The organism is Amycolatopsis sp. NBC_00355, from assembly GCF_036104975.1.
Classification (GTDB): Bacteria; Actinomycetota; Actinomycetes; order Mycobacteriales; family Pseudonocardiaceae; genus Amycolatopsis.
Genome location: NZ_CP107982.1, coordinates 5464800 through 5487790 on the forward strand (window position 1 = coordinate 5464800; position 22991 = coordinate 5487790).

Annotated in this window: 18 protein-coding genes; 8 read left to right on the plus strand and 10 right to left on the minus strand. The window is 72.4% G+C overall.

What is annotated here, in order from left to right; all coding sequences use genetic code 11:
• Position 1 precedes the first annotated feature (1 nt).
• The 3 genes from OHS18_RS24280 to OHS18_RS24290 all read left to right on the plus strand — a co-directional run bounded on the left by OHS18_RS24280 (position 2) and on the right by OHS18_RS24290 (position 4119).
• Positions 2–709: a class F sortase gene (locus tag OHS18_RS24280; protein WP_328612512.1), complete on the plus strand. Its 708-nt coding sequence runs from the start codon at positions 2–4 to the stop codon at positions 707–709.
• Positions 710–814: 105 nt separating this feature from the next.
• Positions 815–2806 carry an SDR family oxidoreductase gene (locus tag OHS18_RS24285; RefSeq protein WP_328448885.1) on the plus strand — a complete coding sequence of 664 codons (1992 nt, stop codon included), beginning with the start codon at positions 815–817 and terminating at the stop codon, positions 2804–2806.
• A gap of 116 nt (positions 2807–2922) precedes the next feature.
• Positions 2923–4119 (plus strand): cell division protein DivIVA, encoded by a 1197-nt coding sequence (locus OHS18_RS24290; RefSeq protein WP_328448884.1) that lies wholly within the window; start codon positions 2923–2925, stop codon positions 4117–4119.
• Between the two features lie 325 nt (positions 4120–4444).
• Here OHS18_RS24290 and OHS18_RS24295 read toward each other — a convergent pair whose 3' ends face one another.
• The 4 genes from OHS18_RS24295 to OHS18_RS24310 all read right to left on the minus strand — a co-directional run bounded on the left by OHS18_RS24295 (position 4445) and on the right by OHS18_RS24310 (position 7010).
• Positions 4445–5770 (minus strand): amidase family protein, encoded by a 1326-nt coding sequence (locus OHS18_RS24295; RefSeq protein ID WP_328612513.1) that lies wholly within the window; start codon positions 5768–5770, stop codon positions 4445–4447.
• 28 nt (positions 5771–5798) lie between these two features.
• On the minus strand, positions 5799–6401 hold the full coding sequence (locus OHS18_RS24300) for a helix-turn-helix transcriptional regulator (RefSeq protein ID WP_328448881.1): 603 nt from the start codon (positions 6399–6401) through the stop codon (positions 5799–5801).
• A gap of 76 nt (positions 6402–6477) precedes the next feature.
• Positions 6478–6744, minus strand: a complete 267-nt coding sequence (locus OHS18_RS24305; RefSeq protein ID WP_328448879.1) for a WXG100 family type VII secretion target — start codon at positions 6742–6744, stop codon at positions 6478–6480.
• A gap of 2 nt (positions 6745–6746) precedes the next feature.
• Complete coding sequence (locus tag OHS18_RS24310) at positions 6747–7010, minus strand: WXG100 family type VII secretion target (protein ID WP_328448877.1); 264 nt, start codon at positions 7008–7010, stop codon at positions 6747–6749.
• A gap of 270 nt (positions 7011–7280) precedes the next feature.
• Between OHS18_RS24310 and OHS18_RS24315 the strand changes: the two genes are divergently transcribed.
• Together OHS18_RS24315 and OHS18_RS24320 are read left to right on the plus strand one after the other, a co-directional pair.
• Positions 7281–10526, plus strand: a complete 3246-nt coding sequence (locus tag OHS18_RS24315; RefSeq protein ID WP_328612514.1) for a BTAD domain-containing putative transcriptional regulator — start codon at positions 7281–7283, stop codon at positions 10524–10526.
• A 352-nt stretch (positions 10527–10878) separates the two neighbouring features.
• Positions 10879–14523: a BTAD domain-containing putative transcriptional regulator gene (locus OHS18_RS24320; protein WP_328612515.1), complete on the plus strand. Its 3645-nt coding sequence runs from the start codon at positions 10879–10881 to the stop codon at positions 14521–14523.
• Positions 14524–14576: 53 nt separating this feature from the next.
• Here the strand turns inward: OHS18_RS24320 and OHS18_RS24325 are convergent, their stop codons facing one another.
• From OHS18_RS24325 to OHS18_RS24345, 5 genes are read right to left on the minus strand one after another with little or no spacing between them, the layout of a single operon-like run.
• Positions 14577–15953 carry a GH1 family beta-glucosidase gene (locus tag OHS18_RS24325; protein WP_328612516.1) on the minus strand — a complete coding sequence of 459 codons (1377 nt, stop codon included), beginning with the start codon at positions 15951–15953 and terminating at the stop codon, positions 14577–14579.
• Positions 15950–16774 carry a carbohydrate ABC transporter permease gene (locus tag OHS18_RS24330; protein ID WP_328448869.1) on the minus strand — a complete coding sequence of 275 codons (825 nt, stop codon included), beginning with the start codon at positions 16772–16774 and terminating at the stop codon, positions 15950–15952. Before OHS18_RS24330 ends, OHS18_RS24325 begins: the two co-directional genes overlap by 4 nt.
• Positions 16771–17676: a carbohydrate ABC transporter permease gene (locus tag OHS18_RS24335; RefSeq protein ID WP_328612517.1), complete on the minus strand. Its 906-nt coding sequence runs from the start codon at positions 17674–17676 to the stop codon at positions 16771–16773. Before OHS18_RS24335 ends, OHS18_RS24330 begins: the two co-directional genes overlap by 4 nt.
• Before the next feature lie 6 nt (positions 17677–17682).
• Positions 17683–18939, minus strand: a complete 1257-nt coding sequence (locus OHS18_RS24340) for an extracellular solute-binding protein (RefSeq protein WP_328612518.1) — start codon at positions 18937–18939, stop codon at positions 17683–17685.
• Positions 18940–18954: 15 nt separating this feature from the next.
• On the minus strand, positions 18955–19533 hold the full coding sequence (locus OHS18_RS24345; RefSeq protein ID WP_328448863.1) for a helix-turn-helix transcriptional regulator: 579 nt from the start codon (positions 19531–19533) through the stop codon (positions 18955–18957).
• Positions 19534–19700: 167 nt separating this feature from the next.
• Here OHS18_RS24345 and OHS18_RS24350 point away from each other — a divergent pair, with 167 nt between their 5' ends.
• From OHS18_RS24350 to OHS18_RS24360, 3 genes are read left to right on the plus strand one after another with little or no spacing between them, the layout of a single operon-like run.
• Positions 19701–20879, plus strand: a complete 1179-nt coding sequence (locus OHS18_RS24350) for a glycoside hydrolase family 3 N-terminal domain-containing protein (RefSeq protein ID WP_328612519.1) — start codon at positions 19701–19703, stop codon at positions 20877–20879.
• A 48-nt stretch (positions 20880–20927) separates the two neighbouring features.
• A complete protein-coding gene (locus tag OHS18_RS24355) occupies positions 20928–21797 on the plus strand; it encodes an oxidoreductase (RefSeq protein ID WP_328612520.1) in 870 nt (289 codons plus the stop codon).
• Positions 21797–22204: a hypothetical protein gene (locus OHS18_RS24360; RefSeq protein ID WP_328612521.1), complete on the plus strand. Its 408-nt coding sequence runs from the start codon at positions 21797–21799 to the stop codon at positions 22202–22204. The genes OHS18_RS24355 and OHS18_RS24360 overlap by 1 nt, the downstream gene beginning before the upstream one ends.
• A 154-nt stretch (positions 22205–22358) precedes the next feature.
• Here the strand turns inward: OHS18_RS24360 and OHS18_RS24365 are convergent, their stop codons facing one another.
• Positions 22359–22991, minus strand: a complete 633-nt coding sequence (locus tag OHS18_RS24365) for a class I SAM-dependent DNA methyltransferase (RefSeq protein WP_328612522.1) — start codon at positions 22989–22991, stop codon at positions 22359–22361.

Genomic DNA, 22991 nt, shown 5'->3' on the forward strand with positions numbered 1-22991 from the left:
GATGGCAGGCAAAGCCCGGCTAGTGGCCGGTTTCACCGCGGGCGTCGTGACCGTGCTGGCGGTCCAGGTCGCCACCGGCGTGGTCGACGTGCCGCCGGCGACGACCGTCGTCGCGGGGTCGGCGCTGCCCGCCCCCGCGGCCGGACGGTCGCCGGGCGGGGCGCCTTCGTCGACGCCGGCCACGACGTCCACGCCTCCTCCCGTGCAGCCACCACCGTCGTCCACGACCGCGGCGGCTCCGGCGGCGGAGACCCCGCGGGTGCCCGCGCCGCAGGAACCCGGCACCGTCCGGCTGCCCGGCGGCGGCACGGCGACGCTGGTGCGCAAGGAACTCGGTCCGGGCGCCGAGCTGCCGATCCCCGCCGACCTCGGCCAGGCGACCTGGTGGGGCGCCGAGCTGGACGCGGCGGGCGGAGCGAGCGTGTTCGCCGGCCACGTCAACTGGCGCGGCGCGACCGGGCCGTTCGCGGAGCTGTGGACCGACCGCATCGGCGGCCAGGTGTCCATTGTGGACAGCGCGGGCAAGACCTGGCGCTACACCGTCTCCCAGCTGGTCACCGTGCACAAGAACGACCTGGCCGCCCGCGCCGACGAGCTGTTCGGCCAGTCCGGCCCGCACCGGGTCGTCCTGGTGACCTGCGGCGGCCGCTGGGTCGGCGGTTCGGACGGTTACGAGGAGAACCGCGTCGTCATCGCGGACCCGGCCTAAGTTACTCGTGGGTAACATCACGTGGTGCCACGGTGGTCAGTGACGCCCGGATGCAGCACAATGCCCAGGGTCAGGCTGTGCGGGGCGAGAGGTGAGGCGACGACGATGGCGACGTTCTTGGTGACCGGGGCGACCGGACTGATCGGGCGCCAGTTCACCCGGCTGCTGCTCTCCCGCCCCGACGACGACCGCGTGGCGCTGGTCGTGCGCGCCTCGTCGCGGGCCAAGCTGGCCGCGCTCGTCGACCAGTGGCCGCACTCCGACCGCGTCACGCTGATCACCGGCGACCTCGGCGAGCCGCTGCTCGGGGTCTCCGGAACGGACCGCGACGAGCTGCGCGGGCACGTCGACCACGTCGTGCACCTGGCCGCGCTCTACGACCTCACCGCCGACGACGAAGCCAGCGTCAAGGCCAATGTGGACGGCACACGAGCCGTCGTCGACCTCGCCGCGGACCTGCGCGCCGGCTGCCTGAACCACGTCTCGTCGGTGGCCGTCGCGGGTGATCACGACGGCGTCTTCACCGAGGAGATGTTCGACGCCGGCCAGCGGCTGGTCACGCCGTACCACCGGACCAAGTTCGAGGCCGAGAAGATCGTCCGCGAGCAGGACAGCGTGCCGTGGCGGGTGTACCGGCCCGCCGTCGTCGTCGGGGACTCCGTCACCGGCGAGATGGACAAGGTCGACGGCCCCTACTACCTCTTCCCCGCGATCAGCCGCCTCGCCGGGCTGCCGGACCTGCCGATCGTCGGGCCCGACCTCGGCGACACCAACGTCGTGCCGGTCGACTACGTCGCCAAGGCGCTGCTGGAGCTGGTGACCAAGCCCGGCCTCGACGGCCAGGCCTTCCACCTGGTCAACGCCGAGCCGCAGCCCGTCGTCTCGGTCTACAACGCCTTCGCGAAGGCCGCGGGCGCCCCGACCATCACCGTGCAGCTCAACGAGCGGTTCTCGAAGGGCATCGTCGGGCTGGTCAAGCTGTCCGAGCACATCCCCGGTTTCACCATCGCGCGCGACGCCGTCCTCGAGCGCCTCGGCATCCCGCCGGTGCTGCTGGAGACGATGGCGTTCCCGTCGGTGTTCTCCTCGACCGCGACGCGCAAGGCCCTCGCCGGCAGCGTCGAGGTGCCGCCGCTGGAGGACTACGCGGCGACGCTGTGGCGCTACTGGCGCGAGCACCTCGACCCGTTCCGCGCGCGCAAGCACGGGCCGCGCGGCGAGCTGGACGGCCGGCGCGTGATCATCACCGGTGCGTCGTCGGGCATCGGCCGCGCGACGGCATTGAAGGTCGCCGCCGCCGGCGGGGTGCCGCTGCTCGTTGCGCGGCGCCAGCACGAGCTCGAAGAGGTGCGCGACGAGATCATCGCAGCCGGCGGCACGGCGTCGGTGTACCCGGCCGACCTGACCGACGAGGACTCGGTGCACAAGGCCGTCGACGCGATGCTCGCCGAGCACGGCCGGATCGACATGCTGGTCAACAACGCCGGCCGGTCGATCCGCCGGTCGATCAAGCTGTCGTACGACCGGATGCACGACTACGAGCGCGCGATGGCGATCAACTACTTCGGCGCGGTCCGGCTGATCCTCGCGGTGCTGCCGCACATGTCCGAGCGGAAGTTCGGGCACATCGTGAACGTCTCGTCGATCGGCGTCCAGGGCATCGCGCCGCGGTTCTCGGCGTACGCGGCGTCGAAGGCGGCGCTCGACTACTTCTCGCGCATCGCGGCGACCGAGACGCACGGCGACGGGATCACGTTCACCACCATCCACATGCCGCTCGTGCGGACGCCGATGATCCGGCCGACGAAGATCTACGACGCGTTCCCGACGAAGTCGCCGGAACAGGCCGCGGACATGGTGATGAAGGCGCTGCTCGAGCGTCCGAAGCACATCGGGACACCCGCCGGGCAGGCGATCGGGCTGGCCTACACGCTCACGCCGGGCCTCACCGACGCCGTCGCGTACCAGGGTTTCCGGATTTTCCCGGATTCGACCGCCGCGGGCGGTTCGGGCCAGCTCAAGATCGGACGTGGCGAGAAACACCTCTCGCGCGCGGCGATGGCGCTGGCCCGGCTCTCGCGCGGCTTTCACTGGTGACTCTGCGTTTTCCGGGTGCGGCCATTCCGGCGACGCGCCGCTGAGGCCACGACACGTGTTGGTGATTTGTTAAGCCGGACGGCGGATGCGCTCGGTGCCCGGGTACGGTCGGGCCCATGGTTCCTGAGCGCGACAATGCCGCGAGCGCCCTCAACGGCCTGCTCCCCCTCCGTCGTGAGTACACCCAGGCCTGGCACGGCTTCGACCGCAACGAGGTGCGCCAGTACCTCGATCACGTCGAGGCGCAGCTGCGCCGGGTCGTCAGCGACCGCGACGCCGCGGTGGCGCAGACCGCCGCGGTGGCGCGCGAGCTGGAGTCCGTCCGCGGGCAGGTCGCGCAGCTGGAAGCGCGCGTCGAGGAGCTGAAGAAACCGCCGGAGCGGCTCGAGGACCTCGACGAGCGGATGCAGCGGACGGTGACGCTCGCGCAGGCCCGCGCGGACGAGATCGTCAAGCGCGCCGAAGCCGCCGCGGAGAAGACGTGGGCGGGCTCGACCGAGGCGTCGACGAAGCTGCGCGAGCGCTACACGCGGCTCGTCACGGAACTGGACAAGCAGGCCGACCTGCTCCATTCGGAGCACGAGAACGCGCTTTCCGAGACGCGCGCGGAAGTGCAGCGGCTCACCGTCGAGGCGGCCCAGCGGCGGGAACTGCTCGACAACGAGGCGGAGCGCAAGCGCCGGAAGCTCGAGCGCGAGTTCGAGGCGTCCCAGACGGCCCAGAAGGCGGCGCTGGAGAAGCACGTCGCCGACCAGCGCACGGCGAGCAAGAACCAGGCCGAGCGCCGGCTCGCGGAGGCGACGGCCGAGGCGAAGCGCCGGCTCGACGAGGCCACCGCCGAGGCCAAGCGCCGTCTCGACGAGGCGACGACCCAGGCGGCCCAGCGCACGACAGCGGCGAACCGCAAGGTCGAGCGGCTGGCGGAGATCCGCGAGCAGGCGCGCAAGAGCCTGGCGGCGGCAGAGGACATCCTCAACCGCAGCGAGACGCAGCTGGCGACGCTGCCGGAGGAAGCGGTGATCCCCCAGGCGTCGAAGCTGGTGGGCGGCGACGAGCGCGGCGAGTCCCCGACGACCCCGGCCGCGCCGGTGGTCCCGGTGGTCCAGCCGTCGACGCCGGCCAAGCCGTCGGGCGCGACGAAGGCTCCGGTGCCCGTGAAGCAGGCGCCCCCGGTGAAGCAGGCTCCGGCGGCGGCGAAGCCGGGCAACAACGCCCCGGCGAAGCAGCACGGCCCGGCGACCAAGCCGGTGAACGGGAATGGGAACGGCGCCGCGAAGCCGCTGACGCCCGCGGCGGGCAAGCCCAGCTCCTGAAGTCTTGAAGTGCCGTGAAGGCCGCGCTGCCGAGGTTCGGTGGCGCGGCCTTTCGGCTGTGCGGGCCCGGTCGTTGGCGGTCTTTCGCCTCAACTGCCCCGGGCGGTGGCGCAGGATTCCGGCTGAGCGGCTCTTGCCGGTGTGTCGGCCTTCGGCCTGAGCGGGTCCGGGGCAGGTCAGCGGCGCCTTCCTGCCTGAGCAGCCCCCGATTCCACGCTAGCCGCAGGCGCCGACAGTTCCGGCTCTTCCGCGCGCCGACGGCCGGGCTTGTCCACAAGCCGTCGTGGTTGTGGACAAGCCCCGAGATGATCAGCTCAGGCCGGGGTCAGCCGCGGGAGGTGCGGGGCCAGGGGTTCGCCGCCTCCAGCTGGGCCGCCAGGCCCAGCAGCAACGGCTCTCCGCCCGGGCGGGTCACCAGCTGGACCGACGTCGGCAGGCCCGACGCCGGCGCCCGGCCGACCGGGACCGAGATCGCCGGGTAGCCCGCCAGGTTCCAGAGGCCCGTGAAGCCCGCCAGGCGCAGCGACGGCACCACGTTCGACGCCCACCGGCGCTCGTGCCAGCGGGCCGCCTTCGCCGGCCAGTGGGACAGCGTCGGCGTCATCAGGACGTCGTGGTCCGCGAAGAACTCCTCCGCCCGCGCTACCCAGCGCTGCTTCGTGCGCTCCCGGACGAAGCCGGCCTTCCGGAACAGCTGTCCGAGGCGGACGTGCGTGCGCGTCCGGCGTTGCAGGCGGGCGAAGTCGAAGTCCTCGGCCTGCTCGGCCGGGCCCGCGCACCAGCGGGCCGAGATGCCCAGGATCGCCGACGCGGGGTACTTGGGCGCGCCCGGCGCGACCGTGTGCCCGGCCGCCGTCAGCAGGTCAGCCGCGCGGGAGACCGCCGCGACCAGCTCACGGGGCACCGGCGAGTGGAGGACCGGCACCGTCGTCGACGTCCCGATGCGCACCGCGCCGGGCGTGGTGATTGTCGCCAGTGAAGGGTCCGCGGCCAGCACCGAGAACAGGACCGCCGCGTCGGCGACCGTCGTGGCCAGCGGGCCGTGCACCGACATGCCGAACCAGCCGCCTTCGGCCAGCCGGTCCGCACCCGGCTTCAGGCCGACGAGGCCGCACATCGCCGCCGGCAGGCGGATCGAGCCGAGGCCGTCGGTGCCGTGGGCGAGCGGGACCAGGCCGGACGCCACCGCCGCCGCGCTGCCGCCGGACGAGCCGCCCGCGGCGTACGTCGGTTCCCAGGGGTTGCGGGCGATGCCGTCCGGGGTGTCGCTCATCGGCCAGATGCACAGCTCCGGCACGCGGGTCAGCCCGACGAGCACCGCGCCCGCCGCGCGCAGCCGCGCCGCGATCACGCCGTCCTCGCCGGCCGGTGAAGACGGTCCCGCGACTGATCCGTGCGACGCGAACTCGCCGGAGATCGCCGTGACGTCCTTGACCGCGACGGGCACCCCCGCCAGCGGCAGCGTCGCCAGATCGGGCCGCGCGGCGACTTCGGCGGCCTCCGCCAGCGCCTCCTCGGCGCGCACCCGGCGGAACGCGCCGACCACGCCGTCGGTGGCGGCGATCCGGTCGAGGGCTTCCTTGACCACGTTCACCGGATCGAGTGTCCCGGCCCGCACGGAAGCCGCGATCTCCGCGGCGGTCAGCACCATGATCGCGACCCTAGCCCACGAAAAGACCTCAGATCGCGCCCGCGCGCAGCGCGTAGGCGACGGCGTGGGCGCGGTTGTTGAGACCGCAGCGCGTCATCAGGCCGTAGAGGACGTTCTTCACGGTCCGCTCGGAATAGCACAGCTTCGCGGCGATTTCCTCGGTGCCGAAGCCCTCGGCGACCAGGCGCAGCACGTCGCACTCGCGGGCGGCCAGCCCGGAGAGGGTGAGCCCGTTGGGCTCGAGCACGTCCCGGCGCATGCGCTGGACCTGCGAGAGCAGCGCCCCCTGCAGCCGCGGCGGCAGGTTCGCGGTGCCGTCGCCCGCCGCCATCACCGCCGTGACCAGCTCGGACCCGCCCGTGTCGCGGCGCGGCAGGATCGCCACGACGCCGCTCTCCAGCACCGCCATCAGGTCGCTCTCGCGGAAGTGCTCCACGACCAGCACGACGTGCGAGGCCTTGGCCGCCCGGATCTCGCCCAGCACCGCTTCGGTGACGTGCTCCTCCATCACCAGCAGCACGTCGGGCACCAGGTCGGTGATCCGGACGTCCGGATGGGACTCCAGGAGGCTCACCGCGCCGGCGTGCGTGATCGGGTCCGAGGCGAGGACGGTCACTTCGACGGGCTTCATGAAGGCAGTGTGACCTGTGGGTCTTCACGCCCTCCCTATTCCGTCTTCACGCCCGCCCGGCGGCCCGTGAAGACGATCAGGAACCGGCCTCGTCGTAGCCGCGGGCCAGCTCGCCGAACGCGTCCCGCGCGCGGTCGACGCAGTCCGGCATCCGCTCGGCCGCCCGGGCCCAGTCGAGCTTGGCCCGCAGGTACCGCTCCCGCGCCTCGTCGGTCCAGCCGGCCAGCCCCGGCTCCACAGTGGACTCCAGCTCGGCCAGCAGGTCGCCGAGGCCGCCGGTGATCGACCCCATCCGGTCGAGCACCAGGTCGGCGAGGGTGAAGTCGAACCGCTGGCGGGACATGGTCACGACCCGCCGGACCGTTGCCGTGGTACCCGGCCGCCGGTGGCCTCCAGCAGCCACGCGAGCCGGGTGAGGATGACGTCGAACTCCTGCTCCCAGTCGTTCATCGCCTGCCCGAACCGCACCGAAGCCTCGCCTCGCCACGCCGCCTGCAACGTCGCCATCTCGCTGTTGACGTCGCGGAGCTGGGAGTTCGCGGCCTCGATGGCGGACGCGAACCGCGCGGCGGCGCGCTTCATGTCCTCCGTCGGCACGGCTGAACTCATTCGCGGCTCCTTACGTGTCCGGCACCCGAGAGTGGCGTACCGGGCAGCCGAACGAAACCCCGCCCGGAAGCCGTTGCCCGAATGTCCGCCATCCTTGCCTGCGGGTTCACGACCGCCGCGTATGCTCACCTCAGGCATCCGGCGCGTGACGATACGTCAGCGCACGAAGGGAGACCGATGTCGGCTGCGGACAGCGCCGCGCTCCCACCCTCCGGGGCCGGGCCCCGAACCCCAGCCGGGGGGCAAGCCCCCCTGGACCCCCTGAAGCAGTTGAGACTCCAGCTGCTGGGTCCCGTACAGGCTTGGCGAGGCGACACCGAGCTCGACCTCGGCTCCGCGCACCGGCGCACGGTCCTCGCCGCACTGGCGATGAGCCCGAACCGCACGGTCTCGCGCGAGGAGCTGATCGACGCCGTCTGGGGCGAGGCGCCCCCGCAGAGCGCCCAGGGTTCGATCTACACGTACGTCTCCGGGCTGCGGCGCTCGCTCGAGCCCGGCCGCGCCAAGGGGGAAGGCCCGCAGCTGCTCGCGTCGATCGGGTCCGGCTACTCCCTCTGCCTCGACGCCGAGGCGATCGACGTCCACCACTTCGAGGCGCTGCGCGAGCAGGCCCAGCGGCAGCAGTCGGCCGGTGACCTCCGCGGCGCGCGCGAGACCCTCGACGAAGCCCTGGGCCTCTGGCACGGCGTCCCGCTGTCCGGCCTGCCCGGGCCGTTCGCCGCCGCCCAGCGCGCCCGGCTCGGCGAGGTGCGGCTCGCGACGATCGAACGGCGCGCCGAGATCGTGCTGGAGTCCGGCGGGCACCACGAGCTCGTCGCCGAGCTGACCGCGCTGACCCGCGAACACCCCTTCCGCGAGACGCTGCGCGGCCTGCTCATGCGCGCGCTGGCCCGCGCCGACCGGCGGACCGAGGCGATCGCGGTGTACACCGACGTCCGCGACAGGCTGGTCGAGTCGTCCGGCACCGAGCCGGGGCCGGCATTGCGGCGGCTGTACGAGCAGCTGCTGGAGAAGCCCGTCGCGCCGTCCGCGGCGAGACCGGCGCCGCCCGCCCGCGTGACACGTTTCCCCGTCGCGTCACTTCCGGACCGCACGGACATCTTCGTCGGCCGGGACGCCGAGCTGGCGCTGCTGCGCGAGGCCGTCGCCGGCCTGCTCGACGGCACCGGCCGGTCCCTGTGGCTGGAGGGCGAACCGGGCAGCGGCCGCACGGCCCTGCTGGCCGAAGTGCTCGCCACCGCGCAGGAAGCCGACGTGAAGCCCGCTTTCGCCGCCGCGGACGCGCTGGATCAGCGGTTCGCGCTGCGGCCGTTGCTCGACGCGCTGGGCGTGCACCCGCGGGCCACCGACGAGCGCCGGTCGGACCTCGCCGTCCGCCTCTCCGAGCAGCCCGGCGAAGACCCGGTCGACGGGCTGCTCGGCCTCGTCCGCGAGCTGTGCGCGGAGGCGCCGCTGGTGCTCGCGGTCGACGACCTGCAGTGGGCCGACGACACGACGTTGCGCGTCTGGCGGCACCTGAGCCGGGAGACGCGGGACCTGCCGCTGCTGCTCGTCGGCGCGTGCCGCCCGGTGCCGCGGCTGTCCGCGCTGGACGACCTGCGCGGCGAGCTGGACGCCGACACCACCACCGTGCTCGCGCTGCCGCCGCTGGCCGAGAGCGCCACGCTCGAGCTCGCCACCGAGCTGGTGGGCGCGCCGCCGGGGCCCGGGCTGCAGTTGCTGGTGTCGTACGCGGCCGGGAACCCGCGCTACGTCCGCGAAGTCGTCGAGACGCTGCTGGCGCAGTCGATGATCGTGCTCGACGGCGTGCACGCGCACCTGGACGGCAACTCGTGCCAGAACATCCCGTCGCCCCTGGGGTCGCGGATCACGCTGTACCTGAGCTTCCTCTCCAGCGGCACGCGCGACACCCTGCGCTGGGCCGCGCTGCTGGGCCGCGAGTTCTCGTTGTCCGACATCGCGGTCGCCACCGAGCGGCCGCCGACGTCACTCGTGGGCGCGGTCGACGAGGCGATCACCTCCGGTGTGCTCGTCGAGTCCGGCGACCGGGTGGCGTTCCGGCATCCGTTGCTGCGCCGCGTGCTCTACGAAAAGACGCCCGCGGCGATGCGCGTGGCGCTGCACCGGCAGCTGGCCGAAGCCTTCGCGACGGCGGGCGCGCCCGCGGACCGCGTCGCCGAGCAGCTCGCCGCGGCACCGGCCCAGGTGGACCCGTGGGTCGTCGGCTGGCTGCTGGAGAACATCGGCACGGTCGCCACCGAAACCCCGCGCGTCGCGGTCGATCTGCTGCGCCACGCCGTCACGCAGGGGGCGCTGCAGCAGGAGGCGCGGGAGACCCTCACCGCGACGCTGGCCCGGCTGCTCTTCTGGCTCGGGCGGGAACCCGAAGCCGAAGCGCGCTCGGTGGTCGCGCGGACGTCGGACAGCAGGCGCGCGGCCGAGATGCGCTGGATCCTGGCCTACATCTACTACCGCCGCGGTGATTTCGCCGAGGCGACGGCCGAGGTGAAGCGGACCCTCGACGACGCCGACGTCCCGGAGATGTGGCGCGGGCGGCACGAGTCCCTGCTGACCACGCTGGAACGGCTGGGCGACGACCCGGGCGCGGTGCTCGTGCCGGCCGGGCTGCACCCGCTGGACGACGCGGCGCTGTCCGTGCCGAACCTCGACAGCCTCGACGAAGCCGCCGAGCCGCTCGACGCCGCCCGCCGGCTCGCCGCGACCCGCGCGGTGCCGGGCGAGATGCACCTGGCGGGCGCGGTGCACTACTACTGGCTGGGCCGCTGGCCGGAGGCGCTGGCCGAGCTGGACGCGGTCATCCGCGACGGCGCGGAAACCGCTTCCTACGTCCTGCGCAGCCCGGGGTCGGCGTTGCTCGTGCACGGCGTCGGCGCGCTGATCGCCGGGCACCGCGGCGAGCCCGGGCAGGCCCGGACGCACCTCGAAGCCGCGAGCCGGCAGCAGTTCCCCAAGGGCCTCGAGCCCGACGGCGGCGACTTCCTGCTCGCGGCGCGGTCGCTGCTGGCCGAGCAGGACGGCCGGCCCGAAGAGGCGTTGGCGGCGTTGCTGCCGTTGCTGGAGGAGAACTACCCGCCGGCCGCCCGGCACCAGTGGCTGCCCGACCTCGTCCGGCTCGCCGGGCAGCTCGGCGACCAGCAGCACGCCCACCAGGCGTTGCGGCTGCTCGAACCCGAGGGTGACGTCCCGCCGGCGCACGCCGCCGCGGCCGCGCACTGCCGCGGCCTGGTGACGGGCGACCCGGAACCGGTCCTCACGGCGGCCGAGCACTACCGCGCGGCCGGCCGGCTGCTCAAGCAGGCCAAGGCGACCGAGGACGCGGCGATCCTGCTGGCCGAATCGGATCGCCTGGACGAAGCCCGGATGGCGTTCCGCGCCGCGCTGACGATCTACACGGGCATCGGCGCGGTCTGGGACGTCCGGCGCGCGGAGGCCCGGATGCAGCCGTTCGGGATCCGGCGGGCCAACTCGGTCCGGTCGCGGGCCGCCGGCGAGTGACATCGGTGTCATCGCCGCCCCACCACCCGTGATCAGAACGCCGGCACACGTGATTGCGGAGCCGGCACGCGTGTCTGAAGGGTCGACACGGCGGCCTCGGCCGTGTCGACCTTCCAGACACGCGTGTCGGCTCTCCGATCACGCGCGCCGGCCTTTCCGGCACGGTGTTCGGGGGCCCTGGCCTGGGCCGTCCACCAGGGCATACACCGTCGGGGCCGCTCGCGGGGTTCCGGCCGCCGGGGCGTGATCCCGGGCTTGCCAGGTCAGTAAGCTCCCCGGAGTAGGTCAACCCGATCGGGTGTTGCCACGTCGGTAAAGTCGACGGAGAAGTCGGTACCGAGAACGGAACGACATGCCAGGGGATGCGGACACCGGTCTGCGAGTGGGCGTGCTCGGCCCGCTGCGGGCCTGGCGCGGGACGGCCGAGATCGGCCTCGGCCCCGCTCGTCAGCGCGCGATCTTCGCCGTGCTCGCGGTCAACGCCGGCCGTCCCGTCCCGCGTGCCGAGCTGATCGCCGGCGTCTGGGGCGATTCCGCGCCCGCGAGCGTCGAAGGCAGCGTCCACACCTACGTCTCCGGCCTGCGCCGGGCGCTGGAACCGGACCGGTCGCGTTGGTCGGCGTCGAGCGTGCTGGTGTCGGAAACCGCCGGGTACTCCCTGCTGCTCGACGACGACGCGCTCGACGCGGCCGTCTTCGAGCGGCACCGCGAACTCGCGCAACGCCACCTCGACCAGGGTGATCCGCGGGCCGCCGTCACCGAACTGGACGCCGCGTTGGCGCTCTGGCAGGGCGAAGCGCTTTCCGGTGTCCCGGGCGAGTTCGCCGAGCGGCACCGCGAATACCTCGCCGAGCTGCGGCTGGCCACCTTGGAGCGGCGGGCCGAGGCCCTGCTGGCCCTCGGCGGCCACCTCGACCTCGCGCCCGAACTGGCCGTGCTGGCCGGGGAGAACCCGCTGCGGGAGTCCCTGCGCGAGTCGCTCATGCTCGCCCTCTACCGCAGCGGCCGCCACGGCGACGCCCTCGACGTCTTCCGCGACGCCCGCACCACGCTGATCGGCGAGCTGGGTGTCGAGCCCGGGCCGGCGTTGCAGCGGCTGCAGCAGCAGATCCTCGCGCAGGACCCGGCCCTCGACGCGCCCGTGGCCGCCGCGCCGGCCGCACCGGTCCAGGCGCCGCGGCACCGGCTGTTCGGCCGGGAGGCCGAAACCGCGCGGCTCAAGGAGCTCGTCGCCGACGTCCGGGCCGGCCGCGGCCGGGCCGTGTGGATCGAAGGCGAAGCCGGGATCGGCAAGTCCGAACTGCTCACCGACTCGCTGCCCAGCGGGCCCGGTTTCCAGCTGCTGTGGGCGGCCGCCGACGAGCTGAGCACCCGCTTCCCGCTGCAGGTCATGATGGAGTGCCTGGAGATCGACGCGCATTCGCCCGACCCGCGGCGCGCGCGGGTGGCGAAGGAGCTCGCCGGCGAGGGCCCGGTGCGGCGCAGCTGGGGCCCGGCCGACCCGGTGCTCGGCGCCGTCGACCGGCTGCTGGTGCTGGTCGACGAGCTGTGCGCGCAGACGCCGCAGGTGCTGGTGGTCGACGACCTGCAGTGGGCCGACGAGGCGTCCGTGCTGGTCTGGCACCGGCTCTGCGCGGCGACGCGGCAGCTCCCCCTGCTACTGGTGGCCGCGACCCGCCCGGCGCCGGACCGCGCCGAGCTCGCCCAGTTGCGCCGCGGCGTCCAGGCGCGCGACGGCGTGGTGCTCGACCTCGCGCCGTTGAGCGGCGACGACGTCGGGCGCCTCATCGAGGACCAGATCGGCGCGGTACCCGGGCCCGGCCTGCGTGAGCTGGCCGCCCGTGGCGCCGGAAACCCGTTGTACGTCAAGGAGATGGTCGACGTCCTGCTGCGCGCCGGCGCGGTCGAGGTGACCGGCGGCGAGGCCGACGTCGACGATCCCGAGGAGTTCGAGACGCCGCAGTCGCTGGTGGCCGCGGTCGACCGGCGGCTCGACTTCCTGCCCGCGCGGACCCAGGAAGTGCTGCGCTGGGGCGCGTTGCTGGGCACGGAGTTCGCCGTCGGCGACATCGCCGCGGTGCTCGGCTCCCGGCCGTCGGACCTGCTGGAGCCGCTGGAAGAAGCCGTCGCGGCGAACGTACTGATCGACACGGGCACGCAGCTCGCGTTCCGGCATCCCTTGCTGCGTCAGGCGTTGTACAACCGGCTGCTGCCCGGGACACGGGCGGCGCTGCACCGGCAGGCGGCCGAGGCACTGGCCCGGATCGGCGCCCCGGTCAAGCGGGTCGCCGAACAGCTGGTGGCCGCACCGGCCACAGTGGACGAATGGGTGCTCGACTGGCTGGCCGGGCACCACGCGGCCGTGTCGAACCGGGCGCCGTTGATCGCCGTCGAGCTACTCGAACGCGCACTGGCCGCCGGCGCGAGCGACGACCCGCGCCGGGAGGTGCTGCTCGTCGCGCTCGTCAAGGTGCTGTTCCGGCTGGAGCGCAATCCGGAATCCTTGACGCAGCAAGCACTCGAGGTCGCCACCGAACCGGACGCCGTCGAGGAGATGCGGCACGTGCTCGCGGCGCTGCGGCACCGCCGCGGCGACACCGAAGGCGCGGTCGCGACGCTCGGCGCGTCCGCCGACGACCCGGCCGTGCCGGAGCTCTGGCGCGTCCGGCACCGGCAGCTGCTGGCGAACTTCCGCCGCGGCGATCTGTCCGATTTGGACACTGCGGAGAAGGCGGCGCGCGAGACGAAGGAGCAGTCCGGCGGCGACCGCTACCTGACCGCGCACGCGCTGCAGTCGTTGTGGCTGGTGGACTCGGTGCGCCGCGAGCACGACAGCGCGCTCGAGCACATCGACGCGGCGATCGAAGCGGTCGGCGACGAGCACGAGCTGGCCGACCTGCACCTGGACCTGCTCGACAACCGCGTTTTCACGCTGCAGAACCTCGACCGGCTCGCCGAAGCGGGCGAAGCGCTGCGCGCGGCGGGCGAGGTCGCGGCGCGGCACGCGATGCCGGTCGGGCTGCAGGTGTCCGTCGCGGTGCACCGGTATTGGGAAGGCAGCTGGGACGAGGCGCTGGTCGAGCTGGACACGGTCACCGAGGACGGCCCGGCGATCACGTTCTACGGCCTGCGCGAGCCCGGGCCGGCGGCGTTGCTCCTGCACGGCGTCGCGGCGCTGATCGCGGGACGGCGGGACGACCGCGCGCAGGCGGCGGCCCACCTCGACGCGGCGGAGGAGTACGCCCCGGCGACCGGCGCCGAGCGCGAGAGCTTCGACTTCCTGCTGGTCGCCGACGCCCTCGCCGCCGAGCAGCGCGGCGACCGGGCGCGGGCGCTGCAGATCCTCGAACCGATCTTGAACCCGACGTACGCGCAGATGATGCTGCGGCACCAATGGCTTCCGGCGTTCGTCCGGCTGGCGATGGAGCAGGACGACCGCGAACGCGCGTTGCGGGCGCTGGACGTCTGCGAAGAAGAGGCGGAGAAGGAACGCCGCCCGGCGCGGGCGCTCGCCGCGGCGTCGTGGTGCCGGGGGCTGATCGAGGAGGACCCGAGCCCGGTGCTCGACACGGCCGAGCACTTCCGCTCGGTCGGCCGCCGCCCGGAACTGGCGACGGCGCTGGAGGACGCGTCGGTGCTGCTGGCCCGCGCCGGCCGGCTGGACGCGGCCCAGGCGGCGTACGAGGAGGCGGCCGAGCTGTACACGGCGTTGTCGGCCCGCTGGGACCTGCGCCGCGCGGAGACCCGCTTGCGCCGGCTGGGCGTCCGGCGCGGGGCGCTGTCCTCGCCGATCCGCCCGGGCCACGGCTGGGAGTCGCTGACGCCGATCGAGGTCCGCATCGCGAGCCTGGTCGCGGAGGGCCGCTCGAACCCGGACATCGCGGCGGAGCTGTCCCTGCCCCGGCGGACGGTCCAGGCCCACGTGGCCCGACTGCTGGGCAAGCTGGAGACGCCGTCGCGGTCTGGGGTGGCGGACGCCTTCCGCCAGCGTTCCTGAGTCTGCCGCGGCTTGTCGTGAGTGTTTAGGGCGGTTCTAACCGCCCTAAACACTCACGACGAGTCTGGCAGAGCGTTGGCCGTGGCGATGCGCCCGAGGAAGTGGCCGGAGTCCTTGACCGTGCGGACCTGGGTCTCGAAGTCGACGTGGACCAGGCCGAAGCGTTGCGAGTACCCCATCGCCCACTCGAAGTTGTCCAGCAGGGACCACGCGAAGTAGCCGCGCACGTCCGCGCCACCAACGATCGCGTCGTGGACTGCGCGGACGTGCGAGTCGAAGTAGGCGACGCGGTCGAGATCGTGGACCCGGCCGTCGACCACTTCGTCCACAAAGGACGCACCGTTCTCCGCCACCACCAGCGGCAGCCCGCCGGAGCAGGTGGAAATCCAGCTCAGAAGCGAAGTCAGCGTCTCGGGTGACTGCTCCCAGCCGAACGCCGTCAGCGGCGGCCGAGCCGGGAGCACGTCCAGGCCTCGCAAGCCCGGCAGCGGGCAGTTGCTCGGTGCCGTGGGGTCCGCGAGCGGTGTCACCCGGGCCGGGGCGTAGTAGTTCACCCCGAGCCAGTCGATGGCCGCCGCGATGATGTCCGTGTCACCATCGTGGACCGCCGAAGCGAACCGGCCGCCGTGGTGGGCGACGTCCGCCACGACGTCGGCGGGGTAGCCCTTGCCCAGCACCGGGTCCAGGAAGAACCGGTTGTGGATGCCGTCGAACTTCCGGGCCGCTTCGGCGTGAGCCGGTGACGAGCCGTCCGCGATGGCGGGCGCGAAGTTCAACGCCAGCGAGAACTCGTGCCCCGGCCGGGCCTGCTCCGTCAACGCGCGTGTCGCCAGGCCGTGGCCGAGCAGCAGGTGGTGCGCCGCGACCAGCGCCGTGTCGTAGTCCTGGACGCCCGGCGCGTGCACGCCGCTGCCGTACCCCAGGTACGCCGCGCAGAACGGCTCGTTGATCGTCGTCCACTGCTCGACGCGGTCGCCGAGCGCGTCGTGGATCACCGCCGCGTACTCCGCGAACCGGAACGCCGTGTCCCGCGCCGGCCAGCCGCCCGCGTCCTCCAGCGCCTGCGGCAGGTCCCAGTGGTACAGCGTCAGCACCGGCGTGACGTCGCGGCTCAGCAGCTCGTCGACCAGCCGGTCGTAGAACCCGAGACCGGCCGCGGACGTCGTCACGCCGTCGGGCATGATCCGCGGCCACGCCACCGAAAACCGGTACGCGTTGAGCCCGAGGCCGGCCAGCAGGCCGATGTCCTCGGGGTAGCGGTGGTAGTGGTCGCAGGCGACCTCGCCGGACGCGCCGTCGAGCACCTTGCCCTCGGTGGCCGAGAAGGTGTCCCAGATGGACGGTCCGCGGCCACCCTCGGTGACGCCGCCCTCGACCTGGTACGACGCGGTCGCCGCGCCCCACCGGAAACCCGCCGGAAACTCCGTCACACTGGCGCCCCTCTCAGGATCCCCCGGACGACGTACCGGCCGAGCAGCAGGAACGCCGCGATGACGGGCAGCACGCCCACGGTCGCGCCGGTCAGCATCAGCGCGTAGTCGGTGTAATAACCGCTGGCCAGCTGCGACAGCGCGACCTGCACGGTCGGCGTCTCGTTGGGGTCGAGTACCACCAGCGGCCAGAAGTAGTCGTTCCACGTCGCCATGAACGTGAGCATCGCGAGCACCGCGGCCTGCGGGCGCAACGACGGGACCGCGACGTGCCAGTAGGTGCGCAGGATCGAGCAGCCGTCGACGGTCGCCGCGTCGACGAGGTCGGCGCTGATCGCATTCTCGCAGGCCTGCCGCATCCAGAACACGCTGAACGCGCTGACCAGGCCGGGCACGATCACCGCTTCGAGCCGGCCGTACCAGCCGAGGTCGCCGACGACGAGGTAGAGCGGGATCACGCCGAGCTGCGCCGGCACCATCGCCGAGCCGACGACGAGCAGGAACAGCGTGTTGCGGCCGGGGAACCGCAGCCGCGCGAACGCGAACCCGGCGAGGCTCGCCAGGACCACGTTGGACACCATCACCGTGCCCGAGACGATCAGCGAGTTGCCGATCGCGAGCCAGAAGTCGACGGTGTCGAACACGCGGCGCACGTTCTCGAAGAGGTGCCCGCCCGGCAGCAGCAGCGGTGACGTCTCCCCGATCGCCGAATTATCCCTTGTGGACACCACGAACGACCAGTACAGCGGGAACATCGACGCGCCGAGCACGCCGATCAGCAGGGCGTACACCCAGGCGCCCGGCCGCCGCCGGGCCGTCACGCCGACCTCACGAACCGGCGCACGAGCCGGTAGTTCACCAGCGCGAACAGCACGCAGACGACGAACAGCACCCAGGTCAGCGCGGCCGCGTAACCGGCGTCGAAGTGCGTGAACCCCTTCTCGTACAAGTACATCGTCACGGTCTGGAACTGGCGGTCGTTGCCGCCGGTCCCGCCCGAGCCGCCCGCGTCGAACAGCTGCGGTTCGGCGAACAGCTGCAGGCCGTTGACGGTGCCGGCGATGGCCGTGAAGGCGAGCGCGGGCCGGATGCCCGGGACGGTGATCGACCAGAACGTGCGCCACCGCGACGCGCCGTCGAGCGCGGCGGCCTCGTACAGGTCCGCCGGCACGGCCTGCATCGCCGACAGGTAGATCAGCGCGTTGTAGCCGGTCCAGCGCCAGAGCACCATCGACGCCACCGCGACGTGCGACGACCAGGTGCTCGCCTGCCAGTTGACCGGCGCGACGCCGAACCAGCCGAGGACCTCGTTGACGACGCCGTAGTCGCGGCTGAACAGCTGCCCGAACACGAGCCCGACGGCGACCACCGATACGACGTTCGGCAGCAGGATCCCGGTGCGCCACCAGGTCGCGGCCCGCAGCGGCCGGTCGAGCAGCGCGGCGATCCCCAGCGCCAGCAGGAACTCCGGGACGGCGGCGAGCACGAAGATGCCGACCGTGTTGGCCAGCGCGTTGTAGAACCGCGGGTCGGTGAGCAGGTCGCCGTAGTTGGCGAGCCCGCGGTAGCCCTGGTCGCCGTCGAGCAGGTTCCAGTCGTGCAGCGACACCCAGATCGTGTAGAGCAGCGGGAACGCGCCGAAGACGACGAACAGCCCGAAGAAGGGCGCGATGAGCAGCAACGGCGTGACCTTGCGGTCGAAACGGGCGAGCCGGTGCTGCACGCGGAGCTACTTCAGGGCTGCTTGAGCCTGCTGGACGGCGTCCGCCCAGGCCTGGTCGACGTTCTCGGTCTTGTCCTCGATCCGCCCGAGCGCGCGGCCGAACTCCGGCCGGACGTCGGCGTCGTGCAGGCCCCGGTAGTTGGGCCGCAGGGAGTCGGCCGACGCGGCGAAGATCTTCCCGATCGGCGCGTCCCCGAAGTACGGGTCGGTGTGCGCGACGACCTGCGGGTCCTTGTAGACGGCCGGCTCGCTGGGCAGGATGCCGTCGGAGAGGAACAGCTTCTTCTGCTGCTCCGGCGCCGTCAGCCAGCGGGCCAGGTCGTACGCCTCTTTCGGGTGCTCGCTCTGCTTCGGGACGGTCAGGAACGAACCGCCCTGGTTGCCGCTGGCGCCGGGCACGGTGGTGACGTCCCACTTGCCGCTGTTGGCGTCGCCGCCGGACTGCTTGATCTGGCTGAGCATCCACGCGGGACACGCGATCGTGGCGAACGAGCCCTGCTTGATGGCCACGTTCCAGGCCTGCGTGAAGGTGGTCGCGGCCGCCGTCTGGCCCTTCTCGGCGATCCCGCCGGAGAGGTAGAAGGCGTTGCGCACGGTCGGGTTCGTGCCGCCGATGTAGGAATCGTCCTTCGCCGCGAAGTAGTTCTCGGGCGACTGGTTCAGCATCGCCGTGTAGACGGTGCCCGCGGAGTCCGCGAACTTGACGTCCGGTGTCTTTTCGGTGAACCGCTGGGCCGTGGCGGCGTAGGCGTTCCAGTCGGGGATCAGCCTCGCGACGGCGTCACGGTCGGTCGGCAGGCCGGCCGCCTGGAACAGGTCGCGCCGGTAGCAGAGGGCGAGGCTGCCCATGTCCGTACCGAGGCCCAGGACGAAATCGCCGTCGGTGCCCTGCGCCCACTTCCACGGCGCCCACTGGCTCTGCAGGTCCCGCGCGCCGAACTGGGCGAGGTCGGCGAACTTGTCCTTCGCCTTCCGGTACTGCGGGATGTACTGCTCTTCGATCGCGACGACGTCGGCCGCGCCGTGGCCGGTGGCGAGCTGGGTCGCCAGGCCCTTGTGGTGGGTGTCGAAGTCGGTGACGCGGTTCTGCACCTCGACGTCCGGGTGCAGCTTCTCGTACTCCGCGATCAGCGGCGCGTACCCGAACTCACCGAAGGTCGCGATGGTGAGCTTGGTCTTGCCCCCGGCGTCGCTCGGACTGCAGGCGGCGAGCAGGGCCAGCGCGGCAGCCGCCGCGGCGGTCCGGCGGACGATCGTTCCCACGTGCGTGAGCTTCCCTCAGATCACACCCGCGCGCACGGCGTACGCGACCGCGTGCGGCCGGTTGCGCAAGTTGAGCCGGTTGGTCATGGCGTAGATGACGTTCTTCACGGTCCGCTCGGAGTAGCACAGCTTGCCCGCGATCTCGGCAGTGTCCCAGCCTTCCGCCATCAAGCGAAGCACATCCACCTCGCGCGGCGTCAGCGACGCCCCGGCGCCCTCGTGGGCCAGGGCCTCGACCTGGTCGCGCAGCGACGCCGTCCGGCCCCGCGCGGCGGCGAGCACGCTGTCGGTGAGCCGGTCGAGCGCGGTCCGCGGCAGCACGGCGGAGACGTGGCAGTCGGCGAGCAGGCTCAGGTGCGCCGGGTCGACGTGCCCGGCCACCAGCACGATCGCGGCGGGCGACTCCGCGGACGCGGCCCGCAGGGCGGCGATGACGTCGCGGTCGACCTGGTTCGCGGCGAACACGAGCACGGCGGCCTCGCCACGGCGGGCTCGCGGGACGACCAGCAGTTCGGGACGGGACCGCAGGTGGTTGATCAACCCGGTGAGGGCGATCGGGTCGGACGCCCATGCCGCCACGCGCACCTGGTCCATCGTGCCTCCTGGTAACCGTCATCGATTTTCCTGACGCCGCCCAGTCTGGTGAGACCGCCTTCACGAATTCTCTAACGCCGGTGATCGCCTTCTTCACGGTCCTCTTCACACGGTGAAGCCGGGGCGTCGACTACCGTCGTGGGGCCCGCCGACGAGTGAAGGGACCGATGAACCGCCGAAGTCTGGCCGCCCTGGGGGTGGCCGTGTGCATCGTGGCCGTGAGTCTGCTGGTCATCGGCCTGCAGCCGCGGACCGTGTCCGGTTTGGCGCTCCCGCGGACGCCTCTTCCCACCACCCCGCCCGTCCCCGCGGGCACTCCCGCACCCGCGCCGACCTCGAGTCTCTCGCGTCCCGGCGACTGCGCGTCGCTGGTGAACGGCCTCGATGTCCGCCGGCAGGTCGCGCAGCTGGTCGTCGTCGGCGTGACCGGGGACAACCCGGCTTCGACGGTGTCGCTGGTGCGCGACAACCAGGTCGGCGGGATCTTCATCGGTGGTAACGCAACAGCGTTGTTGAAAGATCACTCACTCGACGCCGTGCAGGGCGTCGCGAAGATCCCGGTGGGCGTTTCGGTCGACGAAGAGGGCGGCCGCGTCCAGCGCATCGACGATCTGGACGGCGACATGCCGTCGGCGCGCGAGCTGGCGAAGACGAAGACGCCGGACCAGGTGCGCGGCATCGCCGCCGACCGTGGCCGGCAGCTCAAGGCCCGCGGGGTCACGGTGGACTTCGCGCCCGACACCGACGTCACCGACGCCCCGGACGACGACGTCATCGGCGACCGGTCCTTCAGCCCCGACCCGGCCCGCGTGAAGACGTACGCCACGGCGTTCGCGGCGGGCCTGCGCGACGCGGGTGTCCAGCCGGTGCTGAAGCACTTCCCCGGCCACGGCCACGGATCGGGTGACTCGCACAAGGGCACGGTCGTCACGCCGCCGCTCGCGCAGCTGCGCGCGGTCGACCTCGCGCCCTACCGGAACATCGCCGACTACGGCCCGGTCGCCGTGATGGTCGGCCACCTCGACGTGCCGGACTTGACGAACGGCGTCCCAGCGTCACTTTCGCCGGCGGCGTACCAGCTGCTGCGCGGCGAATTCCGCTTCACCGGGCCGATCCTGACCGACGACCTCGGCGCGATGAAGGCGATCACGGCGCAGTATTCGCTGCCGGACGCCGTCCTGAAGGCCCTGGAAGCGGGCGCGGACCAGGCGTTGTGGTCGTCCGGCGGCCGGATCGGCGAAGTGCTGGACCGGCTGGAGAAGGCCGTCGCCTCGGGCGAGCTGCCGAAGACGCGCGTCCAGCAGTCGGTGACGCGGGTGCTGCGCGGCAAAGGTGTCTGCGGCTGAGCCGGAACCTCCCTAGACTCCTTCGCGGCACCTACAGCAAGGAGTGACATGTCCGATCCCGGCGGTACTTTCCTTCTCGGCGGCGAACTGTCCGTGTCCCGGATGGGCTACGGCGCGATGCAGCTGGCCGGCCCCGGCGTGTGGGGACCGCCGAAGGACCACGACACCGCGGTCGCCGTGCTGCGCGAGGCCGTCGAAGCGGGTGTCACGCACATCGACACCAGCGACTACTACGGTCCGCACACCGTGAACGCCGTGATCAAGGAAGCCCTGCACCCGTACCCCGAAGACGTCCACCTGGTCACGAAGGTCGGGGCGCGGCGCAGCGAGGACAAGGGGTGGCCGGCCGCGCTGTCGGCCGACGAGCTCACCCAGGCGGTGCACGACAACCTGCGGAACCTGGGCCTCGACGCGCTCGACGTCGTCAACCTGCGGCTGAGCGACGCGACCGGCGGCTACCCGGTCGCGATGTCGCTCGCCGAGCCGTTCGGGGTGCTCGCGGGCCTGCGGGAGAAGGGCCTGATCCGGCACCTCGGCGTCAGCCACGTGACCGCCGAGCAGCTCGACGAGGCCAACGCGATCGCGCCGGTCGTCTGCGTCCAGAACCAGTACAACCTGGCGCACCGCGAAAACGACCCGCTCGTCGACAAGTGCGCGGCCGAGGGGATCGCCTTCGTGCCGTACTTCCCGCTCGGCGGCTTCAGCCCGCTGCAGTCGGGGCTGCTCGACGACTGCGCCGAGCGTCTGGGCGTGACGCCGATGCAGGTCGCGCTCGCGTGGCTGCTGCAGCGGTCGCCGTCGATGCTGCTCATCCCGGGCACGTCCTCGCCGGAGCACCTGCGCCAGAACCTCGCGGCCGCGGACCTGGAGCTGCCGGCGGACGTGCTCGCCGACCTCGACCGGATCGGAGCCGTCTGATGGCCGAATGGGGCGATCTGGTCGCGTACATCAGGCAGGCCTACCGGGTGGTGCGCGACGAGCCCGACGAGATCCGCATCCGGCTGATCTTCGGCGACGAGCCGGACACCGAGAACCGCGCCCAGATCATGGTGATCGCCCGGGAGGTCCTGGACCAGCGCGAGGACTGGGTGCAGATCGCGACGCCGTTCGCCCGGCACGACGAGGTCGACCTCCTGTCGGTGCTGACCGAGGTCGGCGAGTCGACCATCGTCGGCGGGGTCGCGGTGATGGGCGACCACATCGTGCTGCGGCACTCGCTGCCCCTGATCAACCTGGACATCAACGAGTTCATCGATCCCCTGGAACTCGTCGCGGGCGCGGCCGAGCTGCTGGAACAGCAGTTCACCGGACGCGACGACTACTGAGCTTTCGGGGGCGCGAGCCCCGGACGTCACCGAGCATCGGGGCCTCAAGGCCGCCGCACCCCGCTGACCCGCACTTCCGAGGTCCGTGAATGGCACATCGAGGGACTCTGAGTCCCTCGATGTGCCATTCACGGCTTTGAGCCGCGGGCGTGCGTCAGGCGGGTTTGCGGGCCAGCACTCGTCCCTGCGGTACTCGCGCCGACGGGTTGCGCAGCACCGTCGTCAGGATCTCGAACCCCGCGTCGCGAAGCAGGTCGCAGACCCCGTCCACCGGGAGCCAGTAGATGTCCAGCGAAAACCCCTCGTGCCCGTACCCGTCCGTCCGGTGGTGACGCCGGTCGCCGACGTGGAAGCCCAGCTGCAGGTGACCGCCCGGGCGCACCACCCGGAACAGCTCCGACGCCACCGCCGGGAGCCGCGCGGGCGGGGTGTGGATGATCGAATACCACGCCACCGCACCGGAAAGACCATCGTCCGGGAGATCGAGGTCCAGCAGCGAGCCCTCGGAAAACCGCAGTTCAGGGTAGTCGCGGCGGGCGACCGCGAGCATCTCCGGCGTCAGGTCGATGCCGGCGACGTCGAGGCCGAGCGACGCCAGGTAGGCCGTCACCAGGCCCGTGCCGCAGCCGAGGTCGGCGACCGGGCCGTCGCGGACCAGGTCGGCGAACGCCGCCAGCAGCGCGCGGTCCTCGACGTCTTCGCGAATCGGTGGGACGAAGCTGCCGTAGCTCTCGGCGACCACGGCGTAGGTGGCCCGGGTCGGGCTCAGGAACAGGTCATCGGTCAC

Bases quoted from the DNA above. Each gene is read 5' to 3' on its own strand.
- OHS18_RS24280 (WP_328612512.1), top strand. From the start codon at position 2: ATGGCAGGCAAAGCCCGGCTAGTGGCCGGTTTCACCGCGGGCGTCGTG.
- OHS18_RS24285 (WP_328448885.1), top strand. From the start codon at position 815: ATGGCGACGTTCTTGGTGACCGGGGCGACCGGACTGATCGGGCGCCAG.
- OHS18_RS24290 (WP_328448884.1), top strand. From the start codon at position 2,923: ATGGTTCCTGAGCGCGACAATGCCGCGAGCGCCCTCAACGGCCTGCTC.
- OHS18_RS24295 (WP_328612513.1), bottom strand. From the start codon at position 5,770: ATGGTGCTGACCGCCGCGGAGATCGCGGCTTCCGTGCGGGCCGGGACA.
- OHS18_RS24300 (WP_328448881.1), bottom strand. From the start codon at position 6,401: ATGAAGCCCGTCGAAGTGACCGTCCTCGCCTCGGACCCGATCACGCAC.
- OHS18_RS24305 (WP_328448879.1), bottom strand. From the start codon at position 6,744: ATGTCCCGCCAGCGGTTCGACTTCACCCTCGCCGACCTGGTGCTCGAC.
- OHS18_RS24310 (WP_328448877.1), bottom strand. From the start codon at position 7,010: ATGAGTTCAGCCGTGCCGACGGAGGACATGAAGCGCGCCGCCGCGCGG.
- OHS18_RS24320 (WP_328612515.1), top strand. From the start codon at position 10,879: ATGCCAGGGGATGCGGACACCGGTCTGCGAGTGGGCGTGCTCGGCCCG.
- OHS18_RS24345 (WP_328448863.1), bottom strand. From the start codon at position 19,533: ATGGACCAGGTGCGCGTGGCGGCATGGGCGTCCGACCCGATCGCCCTC.
- OHS18_RS24350 (WP_328612519.1), top strand. From the start codon at position 19,701: ATGAACCGCCGAAGTCTGGCCGCCCTGGGGGTGGCCGTGTGCATCGTG.
- OHS18_RS24355 (WP_328612520.1), top strand. From the start codon at position 20,928: ATGTCCGATCCCGGCGGTACTTTCCTTCTCGGCGGCGAACTGTCCGTG.
- OHS18_RS24360 (WP_328612521.1), top strand. From the start codon at position 21,797: ATGGCCGAATGGGGCGATCTGGTCGCGTACATCAGGCAGGCCTACCGG.